This window comes from Marinobacter sp. MBR-99 (assembly GCF_040547575.1).
GTDB lineage: Bacteria > Pseudomonadota > Gammaproteobacteria > Pseudomonadales > Oleiphilaceae > Marinobacter.
Map to the genome: position 1 here is coordinate 25837 of NZ_JBEPPY010000009.1, position 16540 is coordinate 42376.

17 protein-coding genes are annotated in these 16540 nt (G+C 56.3%); 4 read left to right on the top strand and 13 right to left on the bottom strand.

All coding sequences use genetic code 11. The annotated features are described in order from the left end of the window. Nucleotides 1-79: 79 nt before the first annotated feature. On the bottom strand, nucleotides 80-1051 hold the full coding sequence (locus ABIE59_RS09360) for a radical SAM protein (protein WP_354446289.1): 972 nt from the start codon (nucleotides 1049-1051) through the stop codon (nucleotides 80-82). A gap of 77 nt (nucleotides 1052-1128) precedes the next feature. Then, complete coding sequence (locus ABIE59_RS09365; RefSeq protein ID WP_354446291.1) at nucleotides 1129-3324, bottom strand: dihydrolipoyl dehydrogenase family protein; 2196 nt, start codon at nucleotides 3322-3324, stop codon at nucleotides 1129-1131. A 188-nt stretch (nucleotides 3325-3512) separates the two neighbouring features. Between ABIE59_RS09365 and ABIE59_RS09370 the strand changes: the two genes are divergently transcribed. Both ABIE59_RS09370 and ABIE59_RS09375 read left to right on the top strand, forming a co-directional pair. Further along, nucleotides 3513-4133, top strand: a complete 621-nt coding sequence (locus ABIE59_RS09370; RefSeq protein ID WP_354446293.1) for an RNA polymerase sigma factor — start codon at nucleotides 3513-3515, stop codon at nucleotides 4131-4133. Then, nucleotides 4127-4387, top strand: a complete 261-nt coding sequence (locus tag ABIE59_RS09375; protein ID WP_354446295.1) for an anti-sigma factor family protein — start codon at nucleotides 4127-4129, stop codon at nucleotides 4385-4387. The genes ABIE59_RS09370 and ABIE59_RS09375 overlap by 7 nt, the downstream gene beginning before the upstream one ends. Before the next feature lie 14 nt (nucleotides 4388-4401). On the opposite strand, the gene ABIE59_RS09380 is transcribed toward ABIE59_RS09375, so the two are convergent. From ABIE59_RS09380 to ABIE59_RS09390, 3 genes are all read right to left on the bottom strand, one after another. Beyond that, nucleotides 4402-5346 (bottom strand): DUF3179 domain-containing protein, encoded by a 945-nt coding sequence (locus ABIE59_RS09380; protein WP_354446297.1) that lies wholly within the window; start codon nucleotides 5344-5346, stop codon nucleotides 4402-4404. A 109-nt stretch (nucleotides 5347-5455) separates the two neighbouring features. Then, entirely contained in the window at nucleotides 5456-5761 is a 306-nt protein-coding gene (nrtS, locus tag ABIE59_RS09385; RefSeq protein WP_354446299.1) for a nitrate/nitrite transporter NrtS, read from the bottom strand. A 20-nt stretch (nucleotides 5762-5781) separates the two neighbouring features. After that, the gene (locus tag ABIE59_RS09390) at nucleotides 5782-6177 is read right to left on the bottom strand and encodes a hypothetical protein (protein ID WP_354446301.1); all 396 of its coding nucleotides are present in this window, start codon (nucleotides 6175-6177) and stop codon (nucleotides 5782-5784) included. Nucleotides 6178-6329: 152 nt separating this feature from the next. Here ABIE59_RS09390 and ABIE59_RS09395 point away from each other — a divergent pair, with 152 nt between their 5' ends. Both ABIE59_RS09395 and ABIE59_RS09400 read left to right on the top strand, forming a co-directional pair. After that, nucleotides 6330-6740 (top strand): hypothetical protein, encoded by a 411-nt coding sequence (locus ABIE59_RS09395; RefSeq protein ID WP_354446303.1) that lies wholly within the window; start codon nucleotides 6330-6332, stop codon nucleotides 6738-6740. A gap of 81 nt (nucleotides 6741-6821) precedes the next feature. Beyond that, the gene (locus ABIE59_RS09400) at nucleotides 6822-7574 is read left to right on the top strand and encodes a YiiX/YebB-like N1pC/P60 family cysteine hydrolase (RefSeq protein WP_354446305.1); all 753 of its coding nucleotides are present in this window, start codon (nucleotides 6822-6824) and stop codon (nucleotides 7572-7574) included. 4 nt (nucleotides 7575-7578) lie between these two features. On the opposite strand, the gene ABIE59_RS09405 is transcribed toward ABIE59_RS09400, so the two are convergent. The 8 genes from ABIE59_RS09405 to ABIE59_RS09440 form a co-directional block, all read right to left on the bottom strand. Beyond that, on the bottom strand, nucleotides 7579-8400 hold the full coding sequence (locus ABIE59_RS09405; RefSeq protein WP_354446307.1) for a peroxidase-related enzyme: 822 nt from the start codon (nucleotides 8398-8400) through the stop codon (nucleotides 7579-7581). Continuing rightward, nucleotides 8394-9005 carry an RNA polymerase sigma factor gene (locus tag ABIE59_RS09410; RefSeq protein ID WP_354446309.1) on the bottom strand — a complete coding sequence of 204 codons (612 nt, stop codon included), beginning with the start codon at nucleotides 9003-9005 and terminating at the stop codon, nucleotides 8394-8396. Before ABIE59_RS09410 ends, ABIE59_RS09405 begins: the two co-directional genes overlap by 7 nt. Nucleotides 9006-9071: 66 nt before the next feature. Then, nucleotides 9072-11219: a putative bifunctional diguanylate cyclase/phosphodiesterase gene (locus tag ABIE59_RS09415; RefSeq protein ID WP_354446311.1), complete on the bottom strand. Its 2148-nt coding sequence runs from the start codon at nucleotides 11217-11219 to the stop codon at nucleotides 9072-9074. A 122-nt stretch (nucleotides 11220-11341) separates the two neighbouring features. Further along, nucleotides 11342-12043 carry a cytochrome c peroxidase gene (locus ABIE59_RS09420; RefSeq protein ID WP_354446313.1) on the bottom strand — a complete coding sequence of 234 codons (702 nt, stop codon included), beginning with the start codon at nucleotides 12041-12043 and terminating at the stop codon, nucleotides 11342-11344. A gap of 108 nt (nucleotides 12044-12151) precedes the next feature. Next, entirely contained in the window at nucleotides 12152-12910 is a 759-nt protein-coding gene (locus tag ABIE59_RS09425; protein WP_354446315.1) for an NRDE family protein, read from the bottom strand. 9 nt (nucleotides 12911-12919) lie between these two features. After that, the gene (locus ABIE59_RS09430; protein ID WP_354446317.1) at nucleotides 12920-13483 is read right to left on the bottom strand and encodes a DinB family protein; all 564 of its coding nucleotides are present in this window, start codon (nucleotides 13481-13483) and stop codon (nucleotides 12920-12922) included. 78 nt (nucleotides 13484-13561) lie between these two features. Next, entirely contained in the window at nucleotides 13562-13849 is a 288-nt protein-coding gene (locus ABIE59_RS09435; RefSeq protein WP_172972230.1) for a hypothetical protein, read from the bottom strand. Nucleotides 13850-13931: 82 nt separating this feature from the next. Beyond that, nucleotides 13932-16313, bottom strand: coding sequence for an amylase (locus ABIE59_RS09440; RefSeq protein WP_354446320.1), 2382 nt, complete (start codon nucleotides 16311-16313; stop codon nucleotides 13932-13934). Nucleotides 16314-16540 lie beyond the last annotated feature (227 nt).

The window sequence follows — 16540 nt, forward strand, 5'->3', positions numbered from 1 at the left end:
CCGGCACACCACCGGTGCTCACCATACCCAACGGCCGCAACTCCGAAGTTCCAGAACCTCAGAATCCCAAAACAGCGAGTCAGCCAGGCGCCGAACAACTAGCCCCAAACCGGTAACAGGAAAAACACCGGTGATGCCGCAACATAATCCGCTCGTCCATGCTCTCGGCCAGCGTGCCGCCCAGGTCGTACTGCGGGTCGTCATCCACCAGCGTGCAGGCATACACCCGAACCTGATCTCCCTTCTTCACCAGCATGCGCGTGTAGGTGCACATGAAGTGGGAACGGGCCTCTTTGGTCGGGTACTTCTCCATGCAAGTCTCGGTAATCTCCGGGCTGCCGTCTTCAGATCCCGGCGTGCCCAGGTCCGGAAACGCGGTAAACGCCAGGTTCTCCGGAATGTTCCACTGCCGGAATATCTCACGGAACGCGGCTTCCACCTCCACCGGGTTTTCGCCGGGGTCGGTCTGGCGGGCGATGGACACTTTGAAACCTTGCTCGATCAACCATTGGATACCCTCCAGCGCCTGGTCAAAGCTGCCTTCGCCGCGGTCCTTGTCGTGCCGGGCACGATCCGGGAAATCCAGGCTGACCCGGAAGTGAATCGGGTACGGGTTGTCCAGTAACGGCAACACCTGGTGTTGCCGTTTATGCAGCGGCTCGGTGGCGTTGGTCAGCACAAAACAGGGCCGGTGCTGGCTGGCGTAATCCAGGATATTCACGAAATCCCGGATCACGAACGGCTCTCCGCCGGTGAAGGAAAACTGCTCCACGCCCATGTCGATGGCTTCGTGGATAAACGGTTTCACATCACTGAGCTTCATGCCCGGAATGCGACCATCGCCGGGGTGAGAACCTTCCAGGCAGAAGGGGCAGGCCAGGTTGCAGGCGGTGCCCGTGTGAATCCACAGCTCCTTGAGCTTGTCCGCATCGATGTAACCCCGAGGGTCACCGTTGCGGGTGTGAGTCCAGCTGTCGCGGGCCCGGGGTTCCAGCACTTCCACGGCCGGAATACGTGCACTGCGGGCCGGTCTGGTTTCAATCAGGGGCATGGATGCTCCTCGGTTGCTCAAAACTTTAAGCCACAGACGCGGGCGAGCCTGTTTTGTTACAGACTCAGCCCGTTTTTTTAACCTGTGGTCACTTCTTTGTGTTTCACCTGCTGATTTCCGCCTTTACCACGGCGCCAGCCATGCAGCTTTTCCAGCAGTTTCAGAACTTTTTCCGGCGCATGCGCCCGTTTCCACTCACCAGCGGCGTACTTGGCCGACTCATTCCAGGTCGGGTACGGGTGAATGGTGCCCAGAATCTTGTTCAGCCCCAGGCCATGTTTCATCGCCAGCGTGAACTCGGCGAGGATTTCCCCGGCGTGGGCACCCACCACAACAGCGCCCAGAATTTTGTCCTTGCCCGGCGGCGTCAGCACCTTGATAAAGCCATGGTCTTCACTCTCGGCGATGGCCCGATCCAGGTCATCGAGACCATATCGGGTAACCTCGTAGGCAATACCCTGTTGCTGCGCTTCGGCCTCACTCAAACCAACCCTGGCCACTTCCGGAGAAGTGAAGGTCACCCAGGGCATCACCCGATAATCCACCTTGAATCGCTTGAACTGACCAAACAACCCGTTTACAGCCGCATACCAAGCCTGGTGGGCCGCTGCATGGGTGAACTGATAAGGACCGGCCACATCGCCACAGGCAAATACGTTCGGATACCGGAGGCTCATGTCATCTTCCACTGGAACAGTTCCGTTCGGCAAAGTATCCACACCAATCCTGTCAAGGTTCAGGCCATTGGTATTGGCGGCACGGCCCACGGCGACCAGAACCTCATCAAATGGAATTCGAACCTTCTGGCCCTCGTGGTCGCAATACGCAACCTTCTCATCATCCTCTATACGAAACTCGGCCGCAGAATGTTTCAACCGGACATCAATTCCGTCATCCTGGAATTGTTTCAGAACCAGTTCAGAGACATCCGGATCTTCTTTCGCCAGCAATCGCTCGCCTTTTTCTACCTGAGTTACCTGGCAGCCAAGTCTGGCAAAGGCATGGGCCAACTCAGACCCGATTGGGCCACCGCCCAGTACCAGCAGACGCTGCGGCTGTTCCTGCAAATCCCACAGGTTATCGGAGGTCAGTGGCTGCATGTCTTTCAGACCAGGAATTGGCGGTACCGCAGGTTTGCCACCGGTGGCGACGATGATGCTACGGGCGGTGAGGCGTTCGGTGCGGCCATCATTGTGTTTCACCTCCAACTCCCAGGGCGACACGAAACTCGCCTCGCCGGCGATGCACTCCACACCCAGCTTGCGGTAACGCTCCGGGGAGTCGTGGGGCTCCACTTTGGCAACTACCTCCTTAACCCGGTTCATAATGTTCTTGAACGACCCTTTCACCGGCACCGACTCCAGACCGTAACGGTTGGCATGGCGCAAAGTATCCGCAGCCTTGGCGCTGCGAATCAGAGCCTTGGAGGGCACGCAGCCGGTGTTCAGGCAATCGCCACCCATCTTGTGCTTTTCAATCAAGGCCACTTTGGCCTTTACCGCGGCAGCAATGTAGGCGGAGACCAGCCCGGCGGAACCGCCGCCGATGACCAGCAGGTTGTAGTCGAAATGAGCCGGCTTCTGCCAGCCGGCATACACCTTGCGTCGGCGGATAAAGCCCACCACAAACTTGGCGATCAGCGGAAACAGCCCCAGCAAGGCAAACGACAGCAGCAGGTTGGCCGAGAGAATGTCACCGGTGGACTGGATTTGTCCAAGCTGGGTGCCTGCATTCACGTACACAAAAGTGCCGGGCAACATGGCAATCCAACTCACCAGCGCATAAGTGCGCAGCTTCATGGCGGTCAGGCCCATGGCCAGGTTGATCAGGAAGAAGGGGAACACCGGCACCAGACGCAAGGTGGCCAGATAGAACGCGCCGTCTTTCTCGATGCCGCGGTCCATTTTGGCCACCGTTTCCCCGTAGCGCTTACGCAGGGTATCCCGCATCAGGAACCGGGCAACCAGAAAGGCCAGGGATGCGCCCACGGTCGACGCAATGGAGACCGCCGCCAAACCGTAAAGGTTGCCGAAAAAGGCACCGCCGGCCAGAGTCATGATGGTGGCTCCTGGCAAAGACAATGCGGTCACGACCACATAAATGAGGGCAAAACCTGTGACGGCCAACACCAGGTTCTGGTCTATCCACTGACCAATGGCACTCTGGTGCGACTGAAGGTTTTCCAGAGTAAGGAGTTTGTGCCCGTCGAAACCAACAAAGATCCCGACGATGGCGGCGATAATCAGAAGAAGTAAAAGCTTGCTGCGATTCATATCCGTGCCTGTAAGAATTGAATAAACCAATACGCTGTTATAGCCAAGACACGATCACCGGCTGGATGTTACACCGTCCCTGCACTATTATTTTTGAGCATTTGTTACAGAATACCGGAACTTTGAGCAATTCTGGAAGACTATAAAAGACAAACTGCCATACCAATAGTGAGAAGGGACGGAAACCCATGGACACAGCGGCACGCCCTGAAGCTGAAACATCACTGATCGACGACCTCAAGCGGGGCGACGCCACGGCCTATCACCGGGCAGTGCGTGAATACTCACCCGGTATGCTGGCCGTTGCCCGGTTTTACCTGGACCATTCAAGTGCTGAAGAAATAGTCCAGGACTGCTGGGTAACCGTGATAGATGCCATCCAGAAGTTTGAGGGCCGCTCCGGCCTGAAAACCTGGTTGCACCGCATTGTCGCCAATCGATGCAAAAACCGGCTACGAACGGCGAACCGGGAAGTCGCAACGGATTTCTCCGAGACTCTGGAGCCGGATCTGGCAAACCGTTTCAATTCCACAGGACGCTGGGATCTGCCACCCAAGCTGCAATTCCATGAATCCGCGGACAACCTGATGGAAAATGGCGCCCTCAGCGATTGTCTCGACAAGCACCTCTCTGCACTGCCGGAAACCCAGCGTTCTGCCCTGATGCTTTACGAAGCGCATCAGCATAAATCCGATGACGTCTGTAACATTCTGGATGTCAGTGCCTCTAACCTTCGTGTACTTTTACACCGTGCGAGGCAAAAGATCTTTCTCATGGTGGAGACCTTCCAGGAGACTGGCGAATGTTAATGTGCAGGGATCTGGCCGAGATTGCCAGTGACTACATCGATGGTGAACTCAGCGGCCGGCAGAACCTGTCTGTGAAAATGCACCTGATGATGTGCAAGGACTGCCGTACGTTTATCGGCAACCTGCGAGCAAGCAGTAATCTGCTGAGTGCTCACTCCTCGGGGAAGGCCGACGAGGAGTTTCTGCGCAGGATTGACGAAAGGGTGGCTGAAGCGCTGAATGACCGACAAAACAAGGGAAGTGATTCAGAGTAACGCTTTCGGGATTTCTATTCGGCCTCGAATACATCGGTATCCGGATGGAAGGTATACCAGGCAAACCAGAAAGCCCGCGTCGCCGGCAACAGGGTGCCGTATTCATCACGCAATTCAGCGGAGGGAACGTCGGGGTCATAATGCAGTGTTACAGCCTTCCCTCCAATTTGGTCTTCAAGCACGGCACCGTGGTCGGCTAACTCCGGAAAAGGCCAAGCTTTGCTTTCTCCGTTATAGCTCCAGCCCAGCACCCAGGTTTTCGGGTGATACTTTCGGCTGGCATGAGTAACCGGAAAATAGAGTCGCTCCGAGTGATCGTAATCGCCATAGGGAGATAGCCGATAATTCCGGCGATGGCCGGTATCGGTGGAAAGCACCTGTCCGTTTTTGCCCACTCGCTCCTGCCAGCCCCTCCAGAGTTCGTGGCGAATAGCGACGGGCTTCAACTCTTTCCCTACCAGGGGTCCGGAAATCGCCCGCCCCTCTATCTGCGACCAGAGGGATTCGGTCTGATGGTCGTACATTAACAGGTCACTGTTGTATAACAGGCCAGACACGCCAAAAGTGAGCGCGCGCCCGTCGACGACAGGATCAAAGGCCATACCGGTGCCGCATAGCGGGCAAAAGGTGATTAATACCTGGCCCTCGTCGAGACCGTGATTGACAATTTCATGCCAGTTCAGAATTCCGATAGGGTAAGCGAAGCTGACGTTGCCGGTATCAAGGGTAATCATCAAATCGTTTTCGCGCCAAAGCCTGGCTTCCCGGCTGCTCTCAAACAATGGGGCATCGATTGATGGAATACCATCCCGTGGTGGCCCGCCGCGAAGAATTTTCTCCGGGGCTACCAGAGAATTGCTGATATCGAAACCGTTTTTCTCCTCAGACGCGGAGGACGCAGCCACAGGAAGCAGCGCCCAGAAAACAATAGCGGACAAAGACCGAACGAAACTGTTCATATTTCCTCCCGGCAGGGCGGATGCAATGCAGTGCCCTCACCTGCTGTTTAGGTGACGGACACATCAGCCGGCGAGTTGTTACAGTGTCAGCAATGTGAATGGCAATGCATCACAACTTCCGCACCTCCTCATAAACCGCAACTTCTGTGGCTCTTGTTTCTTGGCGCAGGTGCAGATCCTTACTCACGCTGGTGTAGGTCGAGACCATGTAGGGAACGCAATAGGTCAGCAGGAGCTTTAACCAGTCAATGGTGGCCGAACCAGTGATTGCTTCCCACTGGTTGATCAGAACCAGAAGCGTACCGACAACAATGGCAAGCTTCGCCGCGCGCCGCGGCGTTCCATGACCAACGGCCAGTTCGCAGACGTCCTTACAACGGCTGATCGGTATCTTCAGAAGTCGGTTTACAGACATCAAAACCTCAGTGGTGGACTTTAATTGAGAAATCCGTGAATGACCCTTTCTGTCTGTGGCAACTTAAGGTCATCAGGGCGGACAATAAGGATATCCGGCACTTGTCCGTCCGACGGAAACCCTATGCGCCTCCCCGGAAAAATAGCCTCCAGATCTTTACCTAATGATTTAAGCGCCATTTCAGGCTTGAGCAACGTGGCCACGATCAACGGCACCCCGGACCATGTCTCCTTCACCAGTCTGAGAACCCCTTCGAAACTACCGGCTTCTGACGTGACACTGCTGGACACGATAACTCCAGCGGGCTTGCCTGAGCCCGCCCCGGTGACCGGGGTATAACCAAGTTTAGTCAGGATTTGCGACATGGGTTTGCGGATAAACGGGTGCGGGCGGGCGAGAACAACTTCTTTGGGCATATCTGACTCCGGGCTTGCAGTTTAATGTGAATTGCCAGAGCAAGACACGCAGTACATGCGGTTTGTTACAACCAAAAATGACATTTACGGAACTAATCACTGAGCACTTTGTCATTTGAGCGATCATTCAAAAATCAATCGAGGAGACAACAATGCCCAAACAGTTACCCATCGCCCTGCTGCTGCTCCGTCTCGGCGTTTTTATCGTGTTTTTATTCTGGACTTTGGACAAACTTGTCCAGCCAGAACACGCTGCTAAAGTTTTCGGGGCTTTTTACGGGCTGGATGGCCTCGGGGAAACGGCTTTCTACCTGATCGGAGCTGCGCAACTCGTCCTGATCCTGGCATTCCTGGCGGGGATTTTTAAAACCTGGACCTATGGTGCCATCCTGGTCTTTCATGGTGTTTCTACGTTGTCGGCTTTCGGCAAATACATTCAGCCTTTTGACAACCTGCTGTTTTTTGCTGCCTGGCCTATGCTCGCCGCGTGCGCCGCTCTGTTTCTGTTGCGGGAGTACGATACGCTGACACTCTCCCGGCAATCGGCTCCTGTAACTGCGTGATTTGGATCCCTAACCTGTAACATTCATCCCGGTTGCCTGTCCTTAGTACCAGGAACAACAGACACGTAACCGGGGTAATCTATGCTACTGAACTGGCTGTCGAGGCGCCTTGCCGCCTACCTTTCCAAACAGATCAAGTGTTACTCTGCCCGAACCTCCAGCTGGGAGGCCTTTCAGATCTCGATCAAGCCCGGAGATGTGCTCCTGGTGGAGGGCGATACCAGGATCAGCACAGCCATCAAGTATCTGACCCAATCCACCTGGTCGCATGCAGCACTTTATCTCGGCCCGGGAGCGGGACTGGCAATCCAGGAGGATGGCGAACCCCATGTCTTGGTAGAGGCTGATCTTGAGCAAGGTATCCGCTCTCTGCCACTGTCTTTTTACCGGCACTTCCATACCCGTATCTGCCGGCCAGTTGGGCTCAGCGAACGCGATATTCAAGCATTAATTGACTATTCGAAAAGCCGGATCGGGCACCAGTACGACCTGAAAAACGTGTGGGACCTGGCACGCTATCTTTGCCCCACACCACCGGTACCAACCCGTTATCGTCGTTCCATGCTGGCATTGGGCAGTGGCGACCCCACACGAGCAATCTGTTCAACTTTCATTGCGCAGGGCTTTCAGTCGATCCGGTACCCGATACTACCGGAACGCCTGACCGATTCTGACGATGAGGAGGGTTCGGAAGCCCAACAACGAGAGTACTTCCGAATTCGGCATCACTCCCTGTTTGCCCCCAGGGATTTTGATGCATCGCCCTATTTTGATGTGATCAAACCCACGCTGGAGCAGGGGTTTGATTACCGGCAGTTTCAGTGGGCAGATTGAGCCTTCAGGATACGTCCGTCTCAAGGGGTATCCGCATGACATCCAGGAACTTGTTCCAGGACGAGTAGAGTTCCATGACACTCATGGCCTCAATGATTTCGGCATCTGTTGCACCCTCTGCCCGGACTCGCGCAAGCAGCGCATCTGCCGGTTCGTGCGGATCACGATTGGCCTGACGAACCAGGGCCAGCAAAGCTTTTTCCCGGCCCGTAAATCGGCTGCCCTCCGGATTCGACAATAACGCCGTGAATTCGTCCTGTGAGAACCCGGCGGATTGCAGAGCCACCTGATGATGGTGCACGCAGTAGCCGCAGCCATTATCGGCCGAGACCACGACCACGATGGCACTCTTGAAGGCTTCGCCCAGAACGCCCCCATACATGAGGGATTTCTCACGCTGCCAGTTGTACTCGAGCACATCCGGCTGATGGGCATAAGCCCGGAACAGGTTGGGCACGAATCCTTCTTTCTGCCGGATGTCTTCAAAAATTCGCCGGACCCGCTCGTCAGAAGGCTCATCAACGCCCTCGATCAACGGTTCATTGGAGGCTTCCAGATCCGACCGTGGCCCCACCGACCAAGCCTTCTCCTCGCTGAGTCCGGCGGATACCGAAGATTTCAAACGGTCGAGCAGTTCCGGTTCTGGCCTAACCATCGATTGCCGAAGCCGATCAGCCCGCTGATCCGCAACCCGTAAGCCAGCGAGGAACTCCGCACACCCAGAGCATCGGGCGAGGTGAAACCGCACCCTCATGCGCCGGAACAGGGAAAGATCACCATCCAGGAAATCCGAGGCCAGGGTTGTTACTTCTCTGCAGGTCAGCATTCTCCGGTCTCCCTCAAACGCTCGAGCATCAGCACCAGACGCTGTCTGGCCCTGTGAACCATCACCCGGACATTGCCAACGGATACGCCAAGCAGTGAGGCCACATCGTCTTTCGGCATCTCGGCCTGCTGGCTTAAGAGAAGCGCTGCGCTTTGCTCACCGGGCATTTTGCCCAGGTGTTTCTGAAGGCAGTCGTCCATAACATCGCGTTCCAGGTTGTCACTCGGAGAATGACCCTCGAAGCCATGAAACGGATTCGCCCAGCGACCGTCCGGAGAGAATCGGGATTCCATATCGGACTCCAGTACGCTGAAATCATCCTGCAGAGATTCACGCTTGTGTTTGCGCAGGTGATTCTTCGCTTTGTTAGCGGTTATCCGGCACAGCCAGGACTTCAGGCCAGAACGCCCCTCGAAACCGTCTATCGCATGCATTACCGACAACCACGCCTCCTGCACGACATCCTCGGCCGCTGCGCTGTCGAGCATGGTCCTTGCCGTTGCAAGCATGCTCCCGGTGTATTTCTCCACAGCATGGTGGTAAGCCGCTTCATCTCGATTCCTGAGCGCGTCTACAAGCGCTTCTTCCGATAATTCGCTGGGCACGGACTGGACTCTTTTGGCAAAAGGGTTAAAACCGGTCTTCTGCAACGAATCCTTACAAGCCATTTGTCAAATATCAATGTTTTCCGGCAGAAAGCCCTCGAGCGCGGGCTTGCCCAACAAATACCCCTGCAACTCATCGCAGCCCGCCAGCGCCAGCCAGCTTGCCTGCGCTTCGGTTTCGACACCTTCGGCAATCACCTCGCAGCCCATGCTGTGAGCCATGTTGATGATCGTCCGGCAAAGCACTTCGTCCTGATCATTCTCCGGCAGGCCGCTGACAAAACTCCGGTCGATCTTGATACGAGACACCGGCATTACTTTGAAATACGCCAGCGATGAGTATCCGGTGCCAAAGTCATCCACGGCCAGATCCAACCCAAGTTCGCGAAATCGATTCAATGTAGCCATAGCCCGTTCGACATTTTCCATCAGTGCCGTTTCGGTGATTTCCAGTTCCAGATAGCGAGCCGCTACGCCGTATTGTTCCAGCAGGGTGGCTATTCGATCGGCAAAGGCTTCGTCGTGAAGCTGCATGGCCGACACATTCACCGCCAGTCTTCCCCTGAACCCCTGGGCCACCCAGAGTTTCAATGTGGCAAGCGCCTGTTCAAGCACCCAGTCTCCGATACTGACGATCAGTCCGGTTTGTTCTGCCAAAGGGATAAATTCGGCGGGAGAGACACTGCCCAAGACCGGGTGATGCCAGCGGAGAAGCACCTCATAGCCGGTGCACGCCCTGGCACGATCAAACTGGGGCTGAAATTGTAACTCCAGTTGTTGATTGTGGATGGCCAGTTTGAGACCACTGATCATTTCCTGCCGGCGATGAACCTGCTCCCCGAACTCCGACGCAAAAAACTGTACCCGCTCGCTTGGTGATTTCTTTGCCCGATGCATGGCGATTTCGGCGTGGCTGAGGAGGGTTCGGGCATCCTGGCCGTCCAGCTGGGTAACCGCAACGCCCGCACTGACCTCACATTCATAGGACTTGCCAGCCACCTGGACCGGCCTTTGACAAGCCTCGATGATGGCGGATATCCCCGCCTGAAGGTTCTCAAACGGGTGGCGATAGTGCTCACGGACCAGCAAGCCAAAGACATCCCCGCCCAGCCGAGCGACATGGCCATGGTCGGCACTGAACCCCCCAATCCTTCGGGCAATTTCCTGTAACACGCGATCCCCGGTTTCATGTCCGGCCAGGCCGTTAAGGGCCTGAAAATCGTTCAGCCCAAGTACAAGAACGGCCTCTTTACCGGATTCTCCCGGATTCACCTGATCAAAATAGCGGTCAAGCTGTTCTTCGAACAGACTCCGGTTGGCAAGCCCGGTAAGCTGGTCATACAACGTGCGGATTTGCAGTTCTTGCTCAGTCTTGCGAAGAGTTCGGGTACGTTCATCCAGCAGTTGATCCAGCTCCCGATTGAGCAGATGCAAGCGTGCAAGGTAAGAAGCATTCTGCTTGAGCATGCTGTTGAAAGCGCCTTCGACTTCCCCAAACTCGTCGTGGCGGCCGGCGGGTGTCAGATATTTCAGCGGGTGTTCCGCGTCTTCACCAGCGTGGGAAATCCGCTCCCGAAGCTTGAGGAGAGGCGACAACATCATCCGGTCAATCACAAACATGGTGACAGCGGTGACAAACACGGCAATCAGCAACGACAAGCCCAATATCCTGAAAACAAAGGCGACAAGTTCGGCGGGAACCTCGCTTACATCCACGCGCGCTTGCACCTCATAGTCAGAGAGTGTTGGGTCTGCGGTCCAAACCAGATCGATGGCCCCGGCTGCGGTTCTTGGCGCATTACGAAGCACTCCATCAGCGGGCTTTGCCTGTTCAATGGCCTCGCCCGCCGTATACGTCACGCCATCCCTACTCATGGACATCCCGACCAGCGGGCTGCTGGCAATCAACGTATTCAGATCTTCCGGATGAATCGGATGGCTCTGGGTATGCTTGAGAAAAGTGATCACCGCCTGGCTTGCGACATCCACCCGTTCACTTAATAGATTTTCTTCGTAGTTTCGGTAAGAGGGGATCAGGATCGCCGCTTCGATGACCAGTATCGCCAGAAATGCCGTCAGGGTGAGGTTGCGGCAGAGCCGACAAGCCACTAATTGCTTTGCCCACTGCCGCAGAGTACGCCTGTTGAGCGGAAATCCAACTGAAGCAGGCCCGCCAGCACGTTCATTCACGCCTACACCAACACCTGGTTTCATATGTGCCTCTTGAGTCAGCTTGTTGTATTAAGGAGACACCCGAAACACTGCAGTATTACAAAAAAGGGTGGGCCTTTCGGCTCCACCCAACCTGGACTCAACATGAACGACTCAGGAATCGACTATTGCTTGTCGATAAACTTCTTCTGTTCCACCCGGGAATACTCGGTTAGCGCTGCCAGTTCTTTCGAACCCCATGCCAGAGGGTCCGCAGCCATTGGCGCGACCATGCAGATCTGAACCATTTCGTCCAGGTGCACCATGTCCAGCCCGAAGTCGCGCTGACCCATGGCAACCATATGCGGGTATTCGTTCTTGAATGTGGCGTTGTATCCGGCGCCATTGGCATGACAGGTGGCGCAGGATAAGCCGTTGGAAGATAGGCTGTTATCGTTAAACAGCTTCTCACCCAACGCCCGGAGTTCCGCTACGTTACCCTGATAGGGCTGGTAACCGTCAGGCCGGCGAACCGCTTTTTTGAGGGCTGTAGAGGCACCTTCCCCCTCCGCTTCTCCTTCTGCCTCACCCTCTGCCTCTCCTTCGGCTTCACCTTCTCCCTCGGCATATCCTTCGGCTTCGCCTTCTGCCCGGGCCTCGCCTGCACCTTCAGCTTCACCACGGGCTTCGCCTTCCGCTTCTCCCCGGGCCTCACCTTCTGCCTCGCCCTGGGCGGCTTCGGCCGACGGTATCAGCCCGAAACCGGAACTAACACCGGCGTTAAAACCTGCCCCCGCAACCGCCACGACGGTCATCATGGGAACCGTCACCATTAGATTTCGCGACAGCCTGCCTAGCAGGGCCTTGCGTTTGTTTTCTGTAGACATAATCAGTCACCTCCGGTCGTTTTTTCATTATTCAGGGTGCGGGCCTGTTTCTGGCCTTTGAACACGGACACCCCAACCGCGTATTCGTTACTTAAAGTTTGACTTTGGTCATCCTCGCTCGACTGGCATTCTGTTCAGGCCAATCGAGGCCAGGAAAGGATCGTTGCTGTAAGACTCCGAGGGGTGCCCCGGCCAATACCGCATGATCACCTCGCTTTTACCCACACGCAGGTGTGTGAGACTCACGGTTTCTCGGCCCTCCCGCCGCATGGCCACAGCCAGCCTTGGCGGGAGGCAGGGGTCGATATTGCGATGCAGTGACAACAGCTTCGAGAACGCCTGATCCGGCTGACAGTGCCCAAGAGCCCTGCGAATCAACAGTCGACGTAACCCCGGCACCAGCCTGGGCAACCAGGAAGATGTGCTGATGCAGGAACCACCTCTGAACGTCGATTCCCGCAGCGTCTCCCCATTCCATGCCCAGTGGGTCGGACTGGCTCTTTCACGCTCAAACGCCAACAAAAGAAAAGGTGGAAAGTACTTGAGTGTCTCCCGAAACAGGTATTTGCGGACTTGGGCAGCGTTACTCATTTGGCTTAAGCGCCTTACCAGCAATCCACGGCTCTGCGCATCGCCCGGAGACACTCTGGACGCGTATCGATAGTCATTAAGAGTCATGACCGCCATACCCCGGTCATTTGCCGCTATCCAAGTACCACCACCGAGAGGATCTATTGGCATGACCGTACTCAGACCCTCATATCGATCCACAACAGGCGGCTCGGCCATGGGCCGTTCGAGGGACTCATCCCGGCTGAAAAGCAGATCCAGTCCATGGGGCGAGTGGCACCAACTGACCGTACACATGATGTGACCTCAAGCACTTCTGGCCAGACCTTCGGCCTGTTTTTCCAGGTAACGCAACGTGGATGGATGAACGCCGAAATCGGAGCTGACTTCCATGCCGGCCTGTTCCGCCAACATTCCAATGATCGCCATGTGGTGAATGGTATGGCTGGCCAGGAATACCAGTTCGCGCTCGACACTGGTGCTGACCACTTGTTGCGCGCCGGCGCTGTTGTGCAGCATCGCCAGTTCACCCTCACAACCCTCTCGCCATTGATCCTGCAACTGCTGTGCAATACCCATGAGCCGGTCGCGACCGGCCCTCCGGTCCGTTTCGAGCACTAACTCGCGATGTCGGTTCTCGTAGTCCAGCAGCGCGCCCGGGCGTGAAGATGCAGACAACAGAGCGGTGTAGTGGTCAATGATGTGCCGGACATGCTTGCCAATAATCTGCGGCTTTTTGACACCAAAACTCTGTCGATAACATTCCGCTGGGAGTGAGTTCAGCAGGTTCACCAGTTGGTCGATCGCAAGGATGTTTTCCTCAATGAGGCCGCGGATACCCGGATCGTGATCTGAATTTGGCTGTGTCATTCTTGTCATCCATTGTTTTCAGTTTTTGGACATATCGGGTGAGCATGAGCCGCGCTCCTGCTCACACCGATGACCAGATCAGGCCTCAGCTTTTCCCTCCGCCTCGCCTTCTCCTTCGCCTTCTCCCTCGGCTTCACCTTCGGCTTTGCCTTCTGCCTCACCTTCGCCATAGCCTTTTTTACCGGCCTCGCCCTCGGCTTCGGCTTCTCCCGCTGCCAGCATCATGTAGCCTGGCTCAGCAGATACTTCGGATGCCGAAACGTTGAATGCCGAGGCACCCATGACAACCGCAAATACCGGACCGGTGTAGGCCATGCCTCGTGCAAGTTTTCCAAGCAATCGCTGTTTATGTGCTTCTCTGGACATGATGTGTCCTCCTTGGTTTTAACGCGTTGACCGGACAACAAGCCCGGCTCTTCCAAATCCCGGAACCGACGTTCGCATGCGCTCACCGGCTCCCGGACAGTCGTTGCGGCACCTTGTCGGAATTCCGCGCGGAGAGCGCCTCTGCGGCGGCCTCCAGATTGTTCATGTCCACCAGATATCGCTCGCAGCCCTCCAGCCAACCCGACAAACGGCTGAAACCATGGGCATCCAGAGGCACGCCACCCTGGGCACAGCAACTGGCAATCAGGTGGGTCAGGGCTTCATTAACCGCAAGGCTCTGGATACCGTTCGCCTCGGAGAGAGACTCTTCCGTCGGCACCAGCAGCGCTCGTACCAAGCCTGAGTGTTGGCTTGTGGCCGCCTTAGCAACCTCAAAACCTTCACCCTCAGCCCGATGCAGCAGCGGCAGACTTAGACTCTCAACCTGACAGTCCTCCGCGGCGTTCAGTATTGCTCCCCGGCCATAGCCGCCCTGCCAGCGGTCGGCCAGGGCCAGCGTCAGGGTATCTCTGAGATCCAGCCGGCAATGGCTGATCATAAACAGGGGGTGATCCGAGTCCTGCCGGGAGACCAGTCCGGCGTCCACTGCAATGTCATGGTGTTTAGCCGCATGGGCAGCCAGGCAATCGGCCAGCGCTTGGGCAACGCCGGAGAGCGGCAGCCGGGAATGGACCACCTGACCATCAAGAATCAGAGTAAAACCCGGGATATCCCGAACAATTTCCAATCTGGGCAAGGAGTCTTTACCCGCCTCATCATGAACAGCCATCGGCTCGAACAAGTGTTCAATCCGATTAACCAGGGGGGCACTGTCGGTGTAGAACCGCGCCCGGAAACGACCACAAGACAACGCCATCGACATCATTGCCGAGGTTTCCGGCACGGGTGGCTGAGCCTCTACCGGGGCAGAGTTTGAGGTGGTTTGTTCTGACTGGATCAGAAACCGGTTGTTCACCCAGTCCGCCAGGGTATTCCAGACATCGTTCCGGATAGCCCAGGCATCCGGGGCAGAGGGCATGCTTTTCAAGGCAGACTCCACCAGCGCCGAGGCAATGTCATCCGGCCCGGCGCCCTCGGTGGCCATCAACCAGATCAGCGACGCGGTCTCGTTCAGGCTGCTCAGGTGGCCCAGGCGGGTGTCATAGAGGTAAACCTGGTCTTCGCTGAAGGTTTCCTCTGCCACCCAGCGTTCGAGGCGGGGTTGCTTGAGGGGCCGGTCAGAGAGCGCCTGGGCGACGACCCAATCCGACAACCTCGGCAAGGCCATGAATGGCAGGTATTCCGACGGGTTCGCCCCCGGTATCAGATTCCGGAACCCGCCACTGCTGGCCAGTTCCGTCTGGGTCTCACGAACCAGTTGCTCGACAACAGAACCACGCTGCTCCTTGTTCGGTGACCGGTTCAGGCCGAGCATTTCGACCATGTCAGCAACAATGGATCCTTTGATACGTTCCTCGATATCACCGCCACTTTCCGGGCCGGCACAGACCTCCAGGGAAGGGCTGAGGTTGCACTCGAGGATCCAGGGCTTGATGTCAGCATCGATCAGGCAATCAATGCCCATCAGTTCATAGCAGCCACGGGTATCGGCACCGATCACCCGGGAACGCTCTCGCATGGGCTCCAGGGCAGCCAGACAGGTGAGGGCAACCATGTCCTCGATTTTGGCAAACAGGGCTTCATCATCGTGGCCCTGTTCCCGGAGCCAGGCCCGGTAACGTTCGAAATCCACGAATTCCACGGGCACGTCGGCATCCAGATTCAGCGCGTTCACATCCGGATTGGTGAGATAGCTGTAGGGGTTATTCGCGTTTTCCTCGTCGTAAGGCATGGATGCCAGCTTGGCAAAACCCTGGTGATACAGGTAAACGCGAAAGGGAGAGACGGAAGAAACCAGCACATACAGCCGCAGAACGTATTTGCGACCGTGCATGGTGTGGGGATTTTCCAGGTACTCCTGCACCATCCAGGAGGATTCCATGGGCACGTCGGCCGGATCACCCACCAGCTGAATCCCCTTGCCGCGGGCGGCATTCTTCGGCTTCAGCAACCAGCGCTTGTCTGGATTGTCCAGCGCGGTCTGCTGGAACGCGTGGTAATCCTCGGGCATCGAGAACACTTTGGGCACGAATGCCAGGCGGTCAGTGAGATGTTTGCCACCCTTTTCCTGCCGCTCAACGCGGTCGCGCAAATCCATCAGGCTGCGGTAAAGGCGGCTTTTCACCGTGAGGGCATTGTTGCCGGGGATGTGATTAATTTTCCGCTCCGGGCCCACCTGGCTGAAAAATTCCGGGTCCGGCATACCGGTGTACCAGCAGGCATCCCAGTTTTCAGGGCCTTCTGCCTTTTGCCACAGGGATTTATCGAGAGATTCCTCGAAAAAACGATCCTGTTCATAGGACCTGTTGCCACCCATCCAATACTGACGATCCTGCCGAGTCATCTTGTCGCGCTCTCCGTTCCGGTTGTCCCTTGCCCGTCGTCGTCAGGGCATTGATTTCTTGCGTTTCACGGATACCGACACATGAGATTTACAACTGTTACATCACGTTTCGAAATTCTTTCGCCCGATCTGTTTCACCTTTGGGCAGTGGGGGGGGTGGTTGCTTCTGTAACAACGCGGCCTCGAGGGTGTCCTTGGCTCACCGGATCAAACAACGAATAACCTCC